Below are 1,512 nucleotides of genomic sequence, written 5' to 3'. Positions count from 1 at the left end.
CCCTTGTCGGCTCGACCCACCATTTGCCCGCGCGAAGTCGCGCATAGCGCGTCTTGTCGCGCACAGCCCGATCTCCCACCGCCAGCGCCGCCCCTCATCCGCCTGCCGGCACCTTCTCCCCGTATAGTGACGGGGCGAAGGGGGCTCCCCACCCACGTTTTCTTAATGTGTCTCCGCTACACAGAACCCTGAAAAGAAGCGGAAAACGGAGAGAAATCGGGGTGCGCTTTTCCGCGGCCACGACTGCCGGGCGGTTCTTGCCGCAGCGTTGGGCGCTGCGCATGGGGCCGTTGCTTGGCCGCATCGATGCCGTGCTGTTCACCGCCGACGAGCGCGGCGAGGCCGGCCGCATGTCGGTCATCGCCTTCTCCATCCGCATCGTCAGCGCCGTCATCGCCTTCATCAGCCAGGTGCTGATGGCGCGCTGGATGGGCTCGTTCGAATACGGCATCTTCGTCCTCGTCTGGGTGACGATGGTCATCGTCGGAAACCTCGCCTGCCTCGGCTTCCACACCTCGGTCATCCGCTACATTCCCGAATACCGCGAGCGCGGCCTGATGGACGAGCTGCGCGGCATTGTGCTGGCCAGCCGTCTGTTCGTGCTGATCGCCTCGACGCTGATTGCCGGGCTCGGCGCGCTCGGCGTCTGGCTGGCGGCACCCTGGATCGAAAGCTACTATGTGATCCCGTTCATTCTCGGCGTCATCTGCCTGCCGATGATCGCCATGTCCGACCTTTTGTCGGGCCTGGCACGCGCCAACAGCTGGGCGCTGTTTGCCCTGTCGCCGACCTATCTGGTGCGGCCCGTGCTGATCCTGCTGTTCATGGCGCTGATGCTGTTTGCGGGCTACGCACCCGATGCCAGGACCGCCATCTTCGCCTCGATCGCCGCCACCTACGTCACCACGCTGGGACAACTCGTCGGCGTCACCCAGCGCATGGAACGGCAGATCCCGGCGGGGCCGATGAAGGTCCATTTCGCGCAATGGTTCATCGTCTCGCTGCCGATCTTCCTGGTCGAGAGCTTCTTCTTCCTGCTGACCAATGCCGACGTGCTGATGGTCGGCGCCTATATGGACCCCAACGACGTCGCCGTTTATTTCGCCACCGTGAAGACGCTGGCGCTGGTGCATTTCGTCTACTTCGCCGTCAAGGCCGGCGTTGCCCAGCGCTATGCGCAGTTCACCCATGGCGACCCGCAAAGGCTTGCCGCCTTCGCCCGCGAGACGGTGTCGTGGACGTTCTGGCCATCGCTCTTGATGGCACTACTGGTGCTGGCGCTCGGCGAGCCGATGCTGGTGCTGTTCGGCCCTGAATTCACATCAGGCTATCCGTTGCTGTTCCTGCTTGTCTTCGGCGTCGTGGCGCGGGCCGCCGTCGGCCCCTGCGAAAGCCTGCTGACGATGAGCGGCAACCAGAACATCTGTGCTGCCGTCTATGCCATGACGCTGGCCTTCAACATCGCCCTCAATGTGGTGCTCATCCCGATGTTCGGCCTGTGGGGCGCGGCAA

Annotated in this window: 1 protein-coding gene; it reads left to right on the top strand. The window is 64.0% G+C overall.

The features are described from left to right. Positions 1-221 precede the first annotated feature (221 nt). The coding region (locus EOC06_RS37090; protein ID WP_164898991.1) for a lipopolysaccharide biosynthesis protein at positions 222-1,512 on the top strand (1,291 nt) is incomplete at its 3' end.

Origin of the sequence: Mesorhizobium sp. M7A.F.Ca.MR.362.00.0.0 (genome assembly GCF_004023175.1) — a bacterium.
In the GTDB taxonomy this organism is placed as follows: Bacteria; Pseudomonadota; Alphaproteobacteria; order Rhizobiales; family Rhizobiaceae; genus Mesorhizobium.
This window is presented reverse-complemented; position numbering and strand designations above follow the sequence as displayed.